The sequence below is a fragment of the Anaeromyxobacter sp. K genome (genome assembly GCF_000020805.1).
GTDB classification, from domain to species: Bacteria; Myxococcota; Myxococcia; order Myxococcales; family Anaeromyxobacteraceae; genus Anaeromyxobacter; species Anaeromyxobacter dehalogenans.
Genome location: NC_011145.1, coordinates 2,335,329 through 2,349,584 on the forward strand (window position 1 = coordinate 2,335,329; position 14,256 = coordinate 2,349,584).

The 14,256-nt window shown below is 73.6% G+C and carries 14 protein-coding genes; 11 read left to right on the forward strand and 3 right to left on the reverse strand.

Features of this window, described 5'->3' with window-relative positions; translation table 11 throughout:
- Positions 1 to 26: 26 nt before the first annotated feature.
- The 9 genes from ANAEK_RS10425 (at position 27) to ANAEK_RS10465 (ending at position 11,496) form a co-directional block, all read left to right on the forward strand.
- Entirely contained in the window at positions 27 to 1,811 is a 1,785-nt protein-coding gene (locus ANAEK_RS10425; RefSeq protein ID WP_012526106.1) for an ATP-binding protein, read from the forward strand.
- The gene (locus ANAEK_RS10430; RefSeq protein WP_012526107.1) at positions 1,789 to 2,421 is read left to right on the forward strand and encodes a response regulator transcription factor; all 633 of its coding nucleotides are present in this window, start codon (positions 1,789 to 1,791) and stop codon (positions 2,419 to 2,421) included. The genes ANAEK_RS10425 and ANAEK_RS10430 overlap by 23 nt, the downstream gene beginning before the upstream one ends.
- 119 nt (positions 2,422 to 2,540) lie before the next feature.
- Positions 2,541 to 3,692, forward strand: coding sequence for a tellurite resistance/C4-dicarboxylate transporter family protein (locus ANAEK_RS10435; RefSeq protein WP_232288425.1), 1,152 nt, complete (start codon positions 2,541 to 2,543; stop codon positions 3,690 to 3,692).
- Positions 3,689 to 4,054: a hypothetical protein gene (locus ANAEK_RS10440; RefSeq protein WP_012526109.1), complete on the forward strand. Its 366-nt coding sequence runs from the start codon at positions 3,689 to 3,691 to the stop codon at positions 4,052 to 4,054. Before ANAEK_RS10435 ends, ANAEK_RS10440 begins: the two co-directional genes overlap by 4 nt.
- A gap of 106 nt (positions 4,055 to 4,160) precedes the next feature.
- Positions 4,161 to 5,954 (forward strand): transporter substrate-binding domain-containing protein, encoded by a 1,794-nt coding sequence (locus ANAEK_RS10445; protein WP_012526110.1) that lies wholly within the window; start codon positions 4,161 to 4,163, stop codon positions 5,952 to 5,954.
- Complete coding sequence (locus ANAEK_RS10450; protein ID WP_012526111.1) at positions 5,951 to 7,387, forward strand: sigma-54 dependent transcriptional regulator; 1,437 nt, start codon at positions 5,951 to 5,953, stop codon at positions 7,385 to 7,387. The genes ANAEK_RS10445 and ANAEK_RS10450 overlap by 4 nt, the downstream gene beginning before the upstream one ends.
- A 239-nt stretch (positions 7,388 to 7,626) precedes the next feature.
- On the forward strand, positions 7,627 to 9,054 hold the full coding sequence (gene aspA / locus ANAEK_RS10455) for an aspartate ammonia-lyase (protein WP_012526112.1): 1,428 nt from the start codon (positions 7,627 to 7,629) through the stop codon (positions 9,052 to 9,054).
- A 9-nt stretch (positions 9,055 to 9,063) separates the two neighbouring features.
- Complete coding sequence (locus tag ANAEK_RS10460) at positions 9,064 to 10,425, forward strand: anaerobic C4-dicarboxylate transporter family protein (protein ID WP_012526113.1); 1,362 nt, start codon at positions 9,064 to 9,066, stop codon at positions 10,423 to 10,425.
- A gap of 36 nt (positions 10,426 to 10,461) precedes the next feature.
- The gene (locus ANAEK_RS10465; protein ID WP_012526114.1) at positions 10,462 to 11,496 is read left to right on the forward strand and encodes a porin; all 1,035 of its coding nucleotides are present in this window, start codon (positions 10,462 to 10,464) and stop codon (positions 11,494 to 11,496) included.
- A 116-nt stretch (positions 11,497 to 11,612) separates the two neighbouring features.
- On the opposite strand, the gene ANAEK_RS10470 is transcribed toward ANAEK_RS10465, so the two are convergent.
- Entirely contained in the window at positions 11,613 to 12,014 is a 402-nt protein-coding gene (locus ANAEK_RS10470) for a group 1 truncated hemoglobin (RefSeq protein WP_012526115.1), read from the reverse strand.
- A 119-nt stretch (positions 12,015 to 12,133) separates the two neighbouring features.
- On the reverse strand, positions 12,134 to 12,592 hold the full coding sequence (locus ANAEK_RS10475) for a GNAT family N-acetyltransferase (protein WP_012526116.1): 459 nt from the start codon (positions 12,590 to 12,592) through the stop codon (positions 12,134 to 12,136).
- Between the two features lie 594 nt (positions 12,593 to 13,186).
- On the opposite strand from ANAEK_RS10475, the gene ANAEK_RS23315 reads away from it, so the two are divergent.
- Together ANAEK_RS23315 and ANAEK_RS10485 are read left to right on the forward strand one after the other, a co-directional pair.
- Complete coding sequence (locus ANAEK_RS23315) at positions 13,187 to 13,390, forward strand: hypothetical protein (RefSeq protein ID WP_232288426.1); 204 nt, start codon at positions 13,187 to 13,189, stop codon at positions 13,388 to 13,390.
- Positions 13,391 to 13,618: 228 nt separating this feature from the next.
- Positions 13,619 to 13,885 carry a hypothetical protein gene (locus ANAEK_RS10485; protein ID WP_012526118.1) on the forward strand — a complete coding sequence of 89 codons (267 nt, stop codon included), beginning with the start codon at positions 13,619 to 13,621 and terminating at the stop codon, positions 13,883 to 13,885.
- 33 nt (positions 13,886 to 13,918) lie between these two features.
- Here ANAEK_RS10485 and ANAEK_RS10490 read toward each other — a convergent pair whose 3' ends face one another.
- Positions 13,919 to 14,167, reverse strand: a complete 249-nt coding sequence (locus ANAEK_RS10490) for a hypothetical protein (protein WP_012526119.1) — start codon at positions 14,165 to 14,167, stop codon at positions 13,919 to 13,921.
- Between the last annotated feature and the right edge of the window lie 89 nt (positions 14,168 to 14,256).

Consider the following 14,256-nt stretch of genomic DNA (forward strand, 5'->3'; position numbering starts at 1 on the left):
CGCCGGCGCGCTAGGGTGATCGCTGCATGCGCAGGCTCCTCGCCGTCCTCGGGACGCTCCGCGGCAGGCTGGTGCTGCTGGTCTGCTTCGCGACGCTGCCCGCGATGCTGTTCACGTTCTACGCGGCGAGCGCGGAGCGCACCGCGGTGCTGCGGCGCATCGAGCAGGAGGCGCTCCTGCTCGCGCAGCTCGCCTCGCGCGAGCACGGCCACCAGCTCGAGGGCGCGCGCACGCTGCTGCGCCGGCTCGCCGGGCTGCTGCGGGCCGCGCCCGAGGCGGGGGACGCGGCGCGCTGCCCGGAGCTGCTCCCGGCGCTGCTCGCCGGCTACCCGCAGTTCACCACCATCGGGATCCTCTCGCCGGAGGGCCGGCTCCGCTGCAGCGCCCGGGCCGCGCCGCCCGGGGTGAGCTTCGCCGGCAACGCGGCGCTCGACCGCGCGCTCCGGTCCTCCGACGTCGAGGTGGGCGAGTACGCCGTCGGCCCGGTGGTGGGCCGCCCGGTGCTCCACCTCGCCTACGCGGTGCGGGCCGCGGGCGGCGCGCCGGTGGAGGTGCTGTTCGTCGGCCTCGACCTGCAGTGGCTGGAGCAGCTCGCGCACCAGGCCGAGCTGCCGGCCGGCTACGCGCTCGTGCTCGCGGACCGGAACGGCACCGCGCTCGGCCGCTCCGGCGACGACGCCTGGCCGGCCCGGGCGGCGCGGGATCCCGCGCTGGCGCGGGCGGTGGACGCGGCCGGTCAGGGCACCGTGGCCGAGGTGCCCGGGGCGGACCGGCGCTTCCTGGTGGCGGCGCCGGTGGCGGCGGTGCCGGGCGTCTCGGTGGTGGCGAGCTTGCCGTACACCCGGGTCGCCGCGCAGGCGAACCGCGCCTTCTACCGGACCGTCGCGGGGCTGGCGCTGCTCACGCTGTTCACCATCGGCTGCGTGCTGCTCGCGGCCGAGGTGTCGGTGCTCCGCGTGCTCCGGCACCTCGCGCGCACCGCCCGCCGCTTCGGCGAGGGCGACCTCGCCGCGCGCGCCGAGACGCCGGCGGCGCACGGCGAGCTGGCCGAGCTGACGCGGGCGTTCAACGCCATGGCGGACGCGCTCGCGGCGCGCCAGCGCGAGGCGGCCGACATCCAGGGGCGGCTCCGCGCCATGTCGCACCGGCTGGCGGCGGCGCGGGAGGCCGAGGCGGCCGCCATCGCGCGCGACCTGCACGACGAGCTGGGGCAGGTGCTCACCAGCGTGAAGGTGGACCTCGCGGCGCTCCAGCGGGCGGGCGCGGAGGGCGAGGACCCGCAGGCACGGCGCGCGCGGGTCGCCGAGCTCGGCCAGCGGCTCGACGAGGCGGTGGGGTTCGTGCGGCGGGTCTCCTCCGACCTCCGCCCGCCGGTGCTCGACCGGCTCGGTCTCGCCGCCGCGCTCGAGGGGCTGGTCCGCGACCTCGAGCAGCGCACCCGGCTCGCGGTGATCCTGGACGTGGACCCCTCGGTCGAGCCGGTCGAGTGGCTCCCGGCCATCACGCTGTTCCGGATCGTGCGGGAGGCGCTCACCAACGTGGTGCGGCACGCCGGGGCGACCGAGGTCTGGATCGAGCTGCGCGCCACCCCGGCCGCGCGGGTCCTCACGGTGCGCGACGACGGCAAGGGGATCGGCCCGTGGGCGGCCGACGACCGGCGCGCGCTCGGGATCCAGGGCATGCAGGAGCGCGCCCTGCTGGTGGACGGCACCTTCGAGATCTCCGGGACGCCGGGCGGCGGGACCACCATCGTGGTAACGATCCCTCGGACGAGGACGGGCGGGCCCGATGCTGCGCATCCTGCTGGCTGACGATCACGCGATGTTCCGGTCCGGGCTGCGGCGCATCCTCGAGGCCGAGTTCCCGGGCGCGTCGGTGGGCGAGGCGGCCACCATCGCCGAGGTGCAGGAGCGGCTCGGGGCGCAGCCGTGGGACGTGCTCCTGCTCGACATCTCCATGGCCGGGCAGAACAGCCTGAACGCGCTCCCGCCGCTGAAGGAGCGGCACCCGCGCCTGCCGGTGGTGGTGCTCAGCATGTACGGCGATCGCCAGTTCGTCATCCAGGCGCTCCGCGCCGGCGCGTCGGCGTACCTCACCAAGGAGCGCGCGCCCGAGGAGCTGATCCGGGCCATCCGGAGCGTGCTCGCCGGCCGGCGCTACGTCGGCGACGAGCTGGCCGAGCAGCTCGCCGACCACCTGGCCGGCGGCGGCACCGGGAGCCCGCACGAGCAGCTCTCGCCGCGCGAGCTGGAGATCTTCCTCCAGCTCGCCGCGGCCCGGTCGGTGTCGGAGATCGCCGGGCGGCTGCAGCTCAGCGTCAAGACGGTCAGCACCTACCGCAGCCGCATCCTGGAGAAGATGGCCCTGCGGTCGAACGCCGAGCTGATGCAGTACGCCGTCCGCCACGGGCTGGTCGGGTAGGGCGGCGCGGCCCGCCCGGGCGTCGGACGGACGCCGACACGCGGACCGCCTCGCGTCCTACGCGCGCGTCGGACGCCGGCCGATGCACGCGGCGCCGCGCGCTCGCCATGCTGTCGGGCATGGAGACGGCAGACCTCGCCGCGCCCGCCACCCACCCGCTGCGCGAGCACCTCGCCGCCGGGCTGAAGGGGCTTCACCCAGCGTACTTCGCGCTGGTGATGGCCACGGGGATCGTGTCGATCGTCTCCGACCTCCTCGGCCTGCGCGAGGCGGCAGCGTTCCTGTTCTGGCTGAACGTCCCCGCCTACGCGGTGCTCTGGGCGCTGGTCGCGGCGCGCGCGCTGCGGTACCCGCGCGCCCTCGCCGCGGACCTCGCCAGCCACCAGCGCGGGCCCGGCTTCTTCACCTCCGTGGCCGCCACCTGCGTGCTCGGGCTGCAGCTCGTGCTGCTGCGCGGCGACGCGGCCGCGGCCCTGGTCCTGTGGTGGGTGGGGATGCTGCTCTGGTGCGCCTGCACCTACGCGGTGTTCGTGGTGCTCGCGGTGCGCGACCCCAAGCCGACGCTGGGCGAGGGCATCAACGGCGGGTGGCTGGTCGCGGTGGTGGCGACGCAGTCGGTGGTGGTGCTCGGGACCCGGGCGCTCGTCCCGCGCCATCCCGGCAGCGAGGCGGTGCTGTTCTTCCTCACCTCGCTCTGGCTGTGCGGCGGGATGCTCTACGTCTGGATGATCTCGCTCATCTTCTACCGCTACATGTTCTTCCGCTTCTCGCCGTCCGACCTCATGCCGCCCTACTGGATCAACATGGGCGCGGTCGCGATCTCGGTGGTGGCGGGGACCTCGCTCGCCGCGCTCGCGCCCGGCTCAGCGTTTCTCGGCGCGCTCCTCCCGTTCGTGAAGGGGTTGACGCTCATGTTCTGGGCCACCGCGACCTGGTGGATCCCGATGCTGGTCCTGCTCGGGATCTGGCGCCACGGCGGCCGGTCCCGCATACGGATCGCCTACGACCCGCTGTACTGGGGGCTGGTGTTCCCGCTGGGCATGTACGCCCTGTGCACCTACCGGCTGGGGGAGCTGTTCGCGATGCCGGTCCTGCCCTGGGTGGCGCGCGCGTTCGCGACGGTCGCGCTGGCCGCGTGGCTGCTCACGGCGCTCGGCCTGGCGGGCCGCCTCCTCCACCTCATCCTCCTGGCGGTGCGATCGCTCCACGCGGAGCGGGGCGCCGCCGGGCCGCAACCCGGCAGTCTCGAGCGAATGGCGAGGAGATCATGAACCGACCCGGCGTCCTCACGTCCCCTGGCAGCATCCCGCTCCGGCCGCGGCGGCGCGATCCCTCCGGCGCCGGGTCCGCCCGCGCGCGCGTCGAGGCGCGGCAGCGGATCGGCAAGGTCCTCGTGGTGGCGGGCTGGATCGTCGCGCTGGTGGGCGTCGGCATCTACTGCGTGGCGAGCTTCGCCGCCGGCGCGGACGCGGACCTCGCGGCGATCCTGCTCGACGGCGCCATCCCCGCGGCGCGGGGCGGCCTCGCGGTGGTGGGGATCGGCACGCTCACCTGGGTGGTCGGCTCGATCCTGCACCTGAACGCGTCGCTCGACGCGGCGGATGCGGAGCGGGACGGGCCGGGCGAGCGCTGATCTGCCCGCGGCGCTGCGCCGCGGCGATCCTTGTGGCCGCGGGGGGCCGGCCGTACCATGCTGGGCCTGCCGCGGCGGCCGCAGCGAGGGCCGCCGGGCAGCACGCATGCACCACGCCGACGCCGACTCCCCCGGGCGCCGCGCCGCCTCCGGCCAGCACCTGCTCCGCCTCGCGGTCGCGCTGGGCTGCGCGCTCGCGCTCGCCCTGCCCACGGTGGCCGACGACCGCGCCGCGCCGGGAGGGCGGGCGCCGGCGCGGCAGCGGGTGATCGTCGGCGGCGACCAGAGCTACCCGCCCTACGAGTTCCTGGATCAGCAGGGCAGGCCCGCGGGGTTCAACGTGGATCTCACCCGGGCCGTCGCGCGCACGGTCGGGCTCGAGGTCGAGTTCCGCCTGGGCCGCTGGGCCGACATGCGGCGCGCGCTCGAGACCGGCGAGATCGACGCCCTGCAGGGCATGTCCTTCTCGGAGCAGCGCGCGAAGGAGGTCGACTTCACGCCCCCGAGCCTGATCGTCCACCACGCGATCTTCGCGCGGCGCGGCGACCGGCCGGTCCGCTCGCTCGCCGACCTCGCCGGCAAGGAGGTGCTCGTGCTGCGCAGCGGCATCATGCACGACACCCTCCGGCGCGAGCACCCCGACGTGAAGGTCGTCCCCGCCGACACGCACGCGGACGTGCTGCGGCAGCTCGCGGCGGGCAAGCACGACTACGCGGTGATGGCGAAGCTGCCGGGCCTGTACCTGGTCCGCGAGCTGGGCCTGTCCAACCTGACCGCGATGGACCAGCCGGCGGCGGTGGAGCGCTACGGTTATGCGGTCCGCCGCGGCAACGAGGCGCTCGCGGCGCGGCTCGCCGAGGGGCTCGCCATCGTGCGCAACACCGGCGAGTACCAGTCGATGTCCGAGGCGTGGCTGGGCGTGCTCGAGCCGCGCGGCCCGACGGTGCAGCAGGTCCTGCGCTGGGGCGCGTTCGTGCTCGTCCCGCTCGTGCTCCTGCTCGCCACCATGGCCGCGTGGTCCCGCACGCTGCACCGGCAGGTGACGCTCCGGACCGCGGACCTCACCCGCGAGATCGCCGAGCGCCGGCAGAAGGAGGAGGAGCTGCGCTCGAACCAGCAGCAGCTCCTGCAGGCCGACAAGATGGCGGCGCTCGGCGTGCTGGTGTCCGGCGTGGCGCACGAGATCAACAACCCGAACGGCCTGATCCTGCTCGACCTGCAGGTCCTCGACGACGTGCTGCGCGACGCGACGCCCATCCTCGACGCCCACGCGCGCGCGAACGGGGACTACACGCTCGGCAGCCTGCGCTGGTCGCGGCTCCGCGAGGCGATGCCGAGCATGGTGTCCGACGCGCTCGACGCCTCGCGCCGCGTGAAGCGGATCGTGGAGGACCTGAAGGACTTCGCCCGGCAGGAGTCGCCCGAGCTGCGCGACGGGGTCTCCATCGACGAGGTGGCGCGGACCGCCGCGCGGCTGGTGGAGGCGCTCGTCAAGAAGAGCACCGAGCGGTTCGAGGTGGCGCTGGAGCGCGGGCTGCCGCCGGTCCGCGGCAACCCGCAGCGGCTGGAGCAGGTCCTCGTGAACCTGCTCGTCAACGCCTGCCAGGCGCTCCCGGACCGCTCCCACGGCATCCGCCTGCGAACGTTCCTCGACGCCGGCCGGGGCGCGGTGTGCGTCGAGGTCCGCGACGAGGGCGTGGGGATCGATCCGCAGCACCTGCCCCGCCTCACCGATCCGTTCTTCACCACCAAGCGCGACCACGGCGGCACCGGCCTCGGCCTGGCGGTCTCCGCGGGCATCGTGAAGGAGCACGGCGGCACGCTGGAGTTCGAGTCGGCGCCGGGGCAGGGCACCGCGGCGCGCGTGGTCCTGCCCGTCGCCCGCAAGGAGGCCGCGTGAGCGAGATCGCGTACCCGCCGTTCGCCGTGCTGCTCGTGGACGACGAGCCGGGCTGGCTCCGGACCATGTCGCTCAGCCTGGAGCGCTCGCTGGGCGTCACGAACCTGCTCACCTGCCAGGATCCGCGGGAGGTCATGGGCCTGCTGGAGCGGCACGAGGTGGGGCTGGTGCTGCTCGACCTCACCATGCCGCACCTGCCGGGCGAGGAGCTGCTCCGGCGGATCGTCGAGGCCCACCCCGAGGTCTCGGTCATCGTGGTGAGCGGGCTCAACCAGCTCGAGACCGCGGTGCGCTGCATGCAGGCGGGCGCGTTCGACTACTTCGTGAAGACCAGCGAGGAGGACCGGATCGTCAAGGGCGTCGGGCGCGCCGTCCGCATGCAGGAGCTGCAGCGCGAGAACCGCGAGATCCGCCGGCGCTTCCTCGACGACCAGCTCGAGCACCCGGAGGCGTTCGACCGGATCGTCACGGCCGACCCGCGCATGCACGCGGTCTTCCGCTACGTCGAGGCGGTGAGCCGCAGCCGCCAGCCGGTGCTGGTCACCGGCGAGAGCGGCACCGGCAAGGAGCTCATCGCGCGCGCGGTGCACCAGGTGTCGGGCCGCGCCGGCGAGCTGGTGCCGGTGAACGTGGCCGGCCTCGACGACACGGTGTTCGCCGACACGCTGTTCGGGCACGTGCGCGGCGCCTTCACCGGCGCGAACGAGGCGCGCAGCGGGATGGTGGAGCGCGCGGCCGAGGGCACGCTGTTCCTCGACGAGATCGGCGATCTCAGCCCGGCGTCGCAGGTGAAGCTGCTGCGGCTGCTGCAGGAGGGCGAGTACTACCCGCTCGGCGCCGATCGGCCGCGGTGGATGCGCGCGCGGGTGGTGGTCGCCACCCACCACGACCTCGCCGCCCGCCAGGCGGCGGGCACGTTCCGCCCCGACCTGTACTACCGCCTGCGCGCCCACCACGTGCACCTGCCGCCGCTCCGGGAGCGCCGGGGCGACATCCCGCTACTGCTCGAGCACTTCCTCGACGAGGCGGCCCGCGAGCTCGGCAAGAAGAAGCCCACCCCGCCGAAGCAGCTCGCCGGCCTGCTCGCGAGCTACGCGTTCCCGGGCAACGTGCGCGAGCTGCGCGCCATGGTGCTCGACGCGGTGGGCGCGCACCAGGGGCGCGTGCTGTCGATGGAGGCGTTCCGGCGCGCCATCGGCGAGGCCGAGGTGGCGCACGAGGCCGACCGGCGGGGCGAGGCGCCCGCCAGCCCGTTCGCGGCGCTGGAGCGCATCCCGACGCTGGACGAGGCCGACGAGCTGCTGGTGCAGGAGGCGCTGCGGCGCGCCGACGGGAACCAGTCGCTCGCCGCGCGCCTGCTCGGCATCACGCCCTCGGCGCTCTCGAAGCGCCTGAAGGCGCGGCGCGAGGCCGAGGGCCAGCGCGAAGGGTAGGGAGATCCCTCAACCCTGTGAGATCCGTCACGGCGGGCCAACCCCGCCGGATTCCTCGGGGTGCGCCCGCCGGGCGGCGCGCGCGTTTCCTCCGCTCAACCCCCTTCGGCCTGCGCGGGCGCGCCGCACCCGGAGTCGAACCCGGCGACGCCGCTCGCGTTCCGGCGCGCGCGCCCGGCTGGCACCGCGGTTGCCAATGGCGTCCTCCGTGAGCCGCCCGGAGGCGGCGAGGAGACCGCATGACGACGAAGACGAGGCTGGAGCACGACTTCCTGGGCGAGCGCGAGCTCCCGGACGACCGCTACTACGGCGTCCAGACGCTGCGCGCGCTCGAGAACTTCCCGATCACCGGGGTCGCCATCTCCAGCGTCCCCGAGCTGGTGCGCGCGCTGGCGCAGGTGAAGAAGGCGGCCGCGCTCGCGAACGGCGAGCTGGGCGTCATCCCGGCCGACGTGTCGCGCGCCATCTGCGCGGCCTGCGACGAGATCGCCGCGGGCGCGCTGCACGACCAGTTCCCGGTGGACGTCATCCAGGGCGGCGCCGGCACCTCCACCAACATGAACGCGAACGAGGTCATCGCGAACCGCGCGCTCGAGATCCTGGGCAAGCGCAAGGGCGAGTACCAGTTCGTGCACCCGAACAACCACGTCAACTGCTCCCAGTCCACCAACGACGCCTACCCGACCGCGTTCCGCATCGCGCTGCACGCCAAGCTCGGCCAGCTCATCGCCGAGCTGCGCCGGCTGCAGCAGGCGTTCGCCGCGAAGGGCCGCGAGTTCGCCGACGTGCTGAAGATGGGGCGCACCCAGCTCCAGGACGCGGTCCCCATGTCGCTCGGCCAGGAGTTCGAGGCGTACGCGACCACGCTGGGCGAGGACGTGCAGCGGCTGGAGGAGGCGCGCGCCCTGGTGCTCGAGGTCAACATGGGCGCCACCGCCATCGGCACCGGCATCAACGCGCCGCCCCGCTACACCGAGCTCGTCACCCGCCGCCTGCGCGAGATCGTGGGCACGCCGCTCGTCTCCTCGGAGAACCTCATCGAGGCGACCTGGGACACCGGCGCCTACGTGCAGATCGCGGGCGTGCTGAAGCGCGTCGCGGTGAAGACCTCCAAGATCTGCAGCGACCTCCGCCTGCTCTCGTCCGGCCCCCGCACCGGCCTGGGCGAGATCAACCTGCCGCCGCTCCAGCCCGGCTCCTCGATCATGCCGGGCAAGGTGAACCCGGTCATGCCGGAGGTGGTGAACCAGATCTGCTACTACGCGATCGGCGCCGACCTGACCGTCACGCTGGCGGCGGAGAACGGGCAGCTCGAGCTGAACGTGATGGAGCCGGTGATCGGGTACGGCCTGTTCACCTCCATCTCCTTCATGGTGAACGGCTTCCGCGTCCTGCGCGAGAAGTGCGTGGACGGGATCACCGCGAACCGCGAGCGCTGCCGCGAGCTGGTGGTGAACAGCATCGGCATCGTCACCGCGCTCAACCCCATCATCGGCTACGAGGCCTCCGCCGCGGTCGCCCGCGAGGCGCTGGTCACGGGCCGGTCGGTCGCCGAGCTGGTGCTGGAGAAGCAGCTGGTCTCGAAGGAGCTGCTCGACGAGGTGCTCTCCACCGAGAACCTGCTCCGCCCGCGCTACATCAACCCGCGCCTGCAGAAGGTCGCGTAGGCGCCCGCCATGATCTGGCTCCAGCTCGTGGTGGTCCTCGCCGCCATCTTCATCGGCGCCCGGCTCGGAGGCATCGGCCTGGGCGTGATGGGCGGCCTCGGCCTCGGCGTCCTCACCTTCGTCTTCCACCTGCAGCCCACCTCGCCGCCGATCGACGTGCTGCTCATGATCGCCGCGGTGGTCACCGCCGCCGGCGTGCTGCAGGCGGCGGGCGGGCTCGACTACCTGGTCTCGGTGGCGGAGCGCATCCTCCGCAGCAACCCGGACCGGATCACGTTCCTCGGGCCGCTCGTCACCTACGTGTTCACGCTGTTCGCAGGCACCGGCCACGTCGCCTACTCGGTGCTGCCGGTGATCTCCGAGGTGGCGCGCGAGACCGGGGTCCGCCCGGAGCGCCCCATGTCCATCTCGGTGATCGCCTCGCAGCAGGCCATCACCGCCAGCCCCATCTCCGCCGCCACCGTGGCGCTGCTGGGCATGCTGTCCACCGGCGCGGCCGGCGCGGCGTTCCACATCGAGCTCATCGACATCCTGAAGGTGTGCATCCCGTCCACGCTGCTCGGCGTGCTGGTGGCCGCGTTCGTCGCGAACCGGATGGGCAAGGACCTGGACCGGGACCCCGAGTACCAGGACCGGGTGGCCCGCGGCGTGGCCGCGCCCAGCGGCCACCAGGCCCTCGCCGGCGCCGACGGCGGCACGCCCGTCCGCGTCGCGGCACCGGTGACCGCGAAGATCGCGGTGGGGATCTTCCTCGCGGCGGCGCTCGCGGTGGTGCTGTTCGGCTCGTTCGCGGCGATGCGCCCTCAGTGGACCACCGCCGCGGGCGCCACGCGGCTCGGCATGCCGCACACCATCGAGATGGTGATGCTCTCGGCCGCCGCGCTCATGCTGATGCTCTGCCGCGTGGACGTCTCGAAGGTCGCGACCGGCAGCGTGTTCGGCGCCGGCGTCCAGGCGGTCATCGCCATCTTCGGCATCGCGTGGATGGGTGACACCTTCTTCGCGGGCAACATGGAGGTGCTGGGCGGCAGCATCAAGGGCATGGTCACCGCGGCCCCGTGGCTGTTCGCCGCCGCGCTGTTCGCGCTCTCGGTGCTGCTCTACAGCCAGGCCGCCACGGTGCGCGCGCTCATGCCGCTCGGCATCGGCCTCGGCATCCCGGCGCCGGCGCTGATGGCGATGTTCCCCGCGGTGAACGGGTACTTCTTCATCCCCAACTACCCGACCATCGTCGCGGCCATCAACTTCGACCGCACCGGGACCACGCGCATCGGCCGCTGGGTGCTGAACCACAGCTTCATGGTCCCCGGGCTGATCTCGACGGTGGTCGCCGTCGCGACGGGGTTCGTCATCGTCCGCTTCTTGTTCTGACCGCAGCTCGCACCGACACCCGAGAGAGAGGAAGCCATGAGACAGCTCGTCTCGGCAGCGCTCTTCGCCTGCCTCGTCGCCGCCCGCCCCGCCGCCGCGGAGCCGCCCGCCATCACCATCTACGGCAAGATGGACGTCGGCTACGCCCACGTGCAGGGCGCGAACGGCGCCGTCCCGCACCAGACCCCCACCGACCTCGTCGAGTCCGGCCAGCTCTCCGGCAGCCGCCTCGGCTTCAAGGCCACCGAGGACCTCGGCAACGGCGTCAGCGCCCTGTTCCTGGTGGAGACCGGCGTCAGCCTCGACACCGGCAGCTCGACCAGCGCGCAGTTCTGGGGCCGCCAGGCCTACGCCGGGCTGACCGGCGCCTGGGGGAAGGTCACCGTGGGCCGCCACCAGACCCCGGGCTACTGGGTCCAGTGCGACGTCGACCCGTTCGAGATCGGCACCGTCGGCAACATCGAGAACCTGCTCAAGCGGCAGTCGCGCACCGACAACTCGGTCCAGTACGTCACGCCCACGTTCGCGGGCCTCGAGCTGACCGCGCTCTGGGCGCAGAACCGCGCCGGACCGGAGACCGAGGGGAACGGCGACGACACGCCCGGCTTCTCCGGCGGCCTGCGCTGGCGGTACGGCCCGGTGCTCGCCGCGGTCGCGTACTACCAGGACAAGAGCAAGGTGACCGACGTCATCACCCGCATCGGCAACGCCGGCGCGACCTGGGACCTCGGCTTCCTGAAGCTGCACGCGTCGGGCGGCTTCTACCGGCTGAGCGACGACACGGTCCAGCAGAGCAGCGCGCTCGCCGGCCTGACGGTGCCCGTGCCGGTGCTCGGCGGCAGCGTGCGCGCCTCGTACTCGCAGATGTGGGAGGACGCCGCGGACGACGCGGGCGCCTCCAAGGTCGCGGTCGGCTACATCCGTCCCCTCGCGAAGAAGACCGACGTGTACCTGGTCTTCGCGCACATCGAGAACGAGCGGAACGGCACCAAGACGTTCGACATCACCGACGCCATCGCGAAGGCGGGCGGGGTGGACGGCGTCTCTGCCGGCCTGCGGTACGCGTTCTAGCCGCGCGAACGGTCGTCCCCGGTCCGCGAGCACCGCCTGTTTCCGCCGAGAGGTGGGGCCTCGCAGCGGGGGAGGGCGCCTGGATGGTCCAGGCGCCCTCTTTTCGTCTCGCCGGCTCAGATCCGCAGCACCTCGCCCTTCAGCGAGTACAGGATCGCCACCACCTCGTTGCGCTCGGGCGCGCCGATCCCGTTCCGCTCCAGGGCGAGCACGATGTCGTCGATCGCGGCGACCAGCTCCTGCTCGTTCACGTTCATCCCGGTGTGCACCGCGCGCAGGTCGCGGCCCGTGTACGACTGGGGGCCGCCGCTCCCGGACGCGAAGAACTCCACCGTGACGCGCTTCAGCCGCGCCGCGGCCGCCGCCTCGTCGCCGCCGAAGGCCTCGGCGCCGCGCGCGAGCGCGAGCCGGAAGCGCGTGCCGATGATCGGGTTCTTCAGGTGGAGCTCGAGGACGTCGTTCACGATCTGGGCGATCTTCTCCTCGCCGCCGAGCCGCTCGTACAGGGACGCCGCCATGACATGCTCCTTCGCCGGGCACCGCCGGCCGAGGAGTTGTGCAGGGGCGTGCAAGCCGGAGCCTTGCGCGCGCGTCCGCCAGGTTTGCCCGGGACGCCGCCGCCGCGGCCCGCGGGCGGTCACGCCCCGGAGGCGGCGAGCTCCATGTAGTTCTCGGGGTCCACCAGCGGAGTGAACCCGGACCTGAGATAGAGCCGCGGATCGTGCGTCACGAGCAGCACCCGGTGCAGCCCCTGGAGCGTCGGGTGCGCGAGGACCGAGCGCATCATCCACGCGCCGAGGCCCTGGCCGCGGTGCGCCGGGAGGATGAAGTCGTCGGTGATGAACGCGAACGTGGCGCCGTCGGTGACGACGCGCGCGAACCCGACCTGGCGATCGCCCTCGTACACGCCGAAGCAGAGCGACCGCTCGACGGCGCGCTCCAGCACCTCGCGCGCCATGCCGAGCGTGTCCCAGAGCTCGGTGGAGAGGAACCGGTGGACGAGGTCGAGGTCGAGCCGGTCACGGCGCGTGCTGATCTCGTAGCCGCCGCGGCGCAGCTCGGTCCCGCCGGTCGTCGCCTGCGTCGATGGGAGCATGGCGTCGCCTCCTCGATCGCTCTCGTCACGCTGGGCAGCGGCGCGGGCAAGCGCCATCCGGGGCGCTCGCTTCCCCATCGTCCCTCCTACGCGTCCCGTGAAGCAGCGCGCATGAATACAGAGGCCGAGGTCCGCGCCGTGGGGGAAGCCATGAGGGGTTCGATCGCGGTGGCGGTCATCCTGATGCTCGCGTGCGGGGGAAGCGACCCTTCGCCGCCGGCGCCCGGGCCGCAGCCCCAGCCGGCGCCGCAGCCGGAGCCGCAACCGCCGCAGCCCCAGCCTCAACCCCAGCCGCAACCGACGCCGCAGCCCCAGCCGCAGCCGCAACCACCAGCGCCGCAGCCGCAGCCGCAGCCGCAGCCGCAGCCGCCGGCGCCACAGCCTGAGCCGCCCCCGCCGCCCCCGGAGCCGCAGCCGACCGCGTGCTTCCTCGAGGAGGGCGGGCACGGCGAGTGGCTCTATCACTTCACCGACTTCTCGGGGGACTGCGGTCCCGGCACCGACTTCTCGAGCAACATGGCGCCCGGCACCTCGTTCTGGCCGTCGGGTCCGATCGACACCTCGCCGTACACGGAATGTCGAACGCTCTCGAACGTGGTCTCGTCCGACCGCTGCCAGAAGAACATCAGCCGGGAGTGCCTCACCGGCGGCGGCGACGTCACGCTCCACCTCGTCGAGGAGTTCCACCAGGAGTCGGCCACGCGCATCACCTTCGCGATCGACTTCCGGCGCGACCCCATGGGCGAGCGCGTGGTCGGGTGCTCCGGCCAGTACCACGGGACGATCACGAAGCAGTGATGGCGGCTGGACGGGGCTCTCGGGGCTCGTCCCGCGGCGCGCGGGTCGCGGGCGTGATAGATGTCAGGACGGTACGAGTCTCCGGCGCTCCGCCCCGCAGCAGTGGCGCAGCGGCTGCTCGGTCCCCCGTCCGCCACGAACGAACGCACGCGTCCACCCGTGGGTGGGGCTCGCGGTCATCCCGCCTCCGCGCGGGGTGACGAACTCGCACGCACAGGAGCGGAAACGATGGGCAAGCGACGCTGGGTGGACGTGCTCCGGGGGCGGCTGTCCCTGATCGTGCCGGAGTGGCGCGGGTGGGGGAGGCTCGTCTGGTGCATCCGCCAGCAGCGCGCCCTGGTCGGCTCGGGCGGAAAGGTCGTCTGGGTCCGGGGGCCGGAGCTGGCATGGGCGACCTGGGGCGCCCGGCACGGGCTCTTCGCCATCGAGCGGATGGACGGGCTCCCGTACCTGCAGCCCTCCGCTCCGGCGAACGACGCCGGGTCGGCGCGCTAGCCGTCGCGGAGCATTGGGACGCGGCGCGGGACGTCAGTCCTCGGACTCGTCCGCGCGCGGGCTGCCCGCGTGCGCGGCACGCCGCGTGTCGTCCGCGAGCAGCCGCAGGCAGGAGGTGCACGTGACGCGCAGCGGCCGGTCGGGCGGCGCCACGACGGCGTCCGCGCCGCAGAGCGGCCGGCCGCCCGGCGTCGAGAGCTCGTGGACGACGCGCGAGGCGCGCTCCGCCACGGCCGGGCGTCGCGGCTGCGGGTCGCGTGACCGGCCGTCGGGCTTGTGCATGAACGCTCCTCCATCGCCGTGAGGCGCTCGCCGTCGGCGCGGACGCAGCGGTCCGTGCCTGCCCGGCGACGCAGGGCGGAGGCAGGACG